Consider the following 1,154-nt stretch of genomic DNA (forward strand, 5'->3'; position numbering starts at 1 on the left):
GCGGCCCAGCATTACCCGGCCCTGGGCCTGGCGCAAATGGTCGGCGACACCGAGGCTGCCGGGCTGTTTTCCAGCAAGGCCAGCGTGCCGGGGGTGTTCACACGCCAGGCCTGGGAGGGCCAGGTGCGCCGGGCCATCGACGAGATCGCCCAGGCGCGGCGAGAGGAAATCGACTGGGTGCTCAGCGACAGGCCCGGCGGGGTCGACGCCCGGTTGACGCCGCACGAGCTCAAGACGCGCCTGACCGAGCGCTATTTCCAGGACTACGCCAGCGCCTGGCTGGTGTTCCTCAACAGCCTGCGCACCCGTGAACCGAAAAGCCTGGACGCGGTGATCGACCAGCTGACGCTGATGGGCGATGTGCGTCAATCGCCGCTGATCGCGCTGCTCAACACCCTGGCCTATCAAGGGCAAGCCGGCACTCGCGCACCGGCCCTCAGCGACTCGTTGATGAAGTCCGCACACAAACTGATCGGGCCGGACATGGCGCCGCTGATCGACCCACTGGTGGATTTTCCAGGTGGACCGCTGGACGCCACTTTCGGACCGCTGCTGACCCTGCTCAAGGGCGGCACTGATAATTTGAACCTGCTGGCCTACCTCACCCAAGTGACCCGCGTGCGCCTGAAGCTGCAACAGATCAGCACCGCCAGCGACCCCATGGAAATGACCCAGGCGCTGGCGCAAACCGTGTTCCAGGGCCGTGACATCGACCTGACCGATACCCAGTCCTATGGCCGGTTGATGGCGGCGAGCCTGGGCGCGCAATGGGCCGGCGTTGGCGAAATGCTGTTCGTGCAGCCGCTGGAACAGGCCTGGCAGCGGGTGCTGCAACCGTCGGTGGCGGGCCTTAACAGCCAGTGGCAGCGCTCGATCGTCGGGCATTGGAACGCGGCCTTCGCCGGGCGTTATCCGTTTGCCGCGACTGCCAGCGATGCTTCGTTGCCGATGTTGGGGCAGATGATCCGCGCCGACACGGGGCGCATCGAGCGCTTCCTGCACAGTCAGTTGAGCGGCGTGCTGCGCAAGGAGGGCAACCGCTGGGTGGCCGACCCGCGCCACGGCCGTGGCTTGCGGGTCAACCCGCAGTTCCTGGCGGCGGTCAATCAACTGAGCGACCTGGCCGACGTGCTCTACACCGATGGCGGCCTGGG

General features: G+C 66.7%; 1 protein-coding gene. It reads left to right on the forward strand.

Annotated features, from left to right (window positions below; genetic code table 11):
• Positions 1 to 1,154, forward strand: a 1,154-nt coding sequence (locus JZ00_RS29655; protein WP_046510220.1) for an ImcF-related family protein, incomplete at both ends; no start/stop codon positions are given.

Origin of the sequence: Pseudomonas frederiksbergensis, from assembly GCF_000802155.2 — a bacterium.
GTDB lineage: Bacteria > Pseudomonadota > Gammaproteobacteria > Pseudomonadales > Pseudomonadaceae > Aquipseudomonas > Aquipseudomonas frederiksbergensis_A.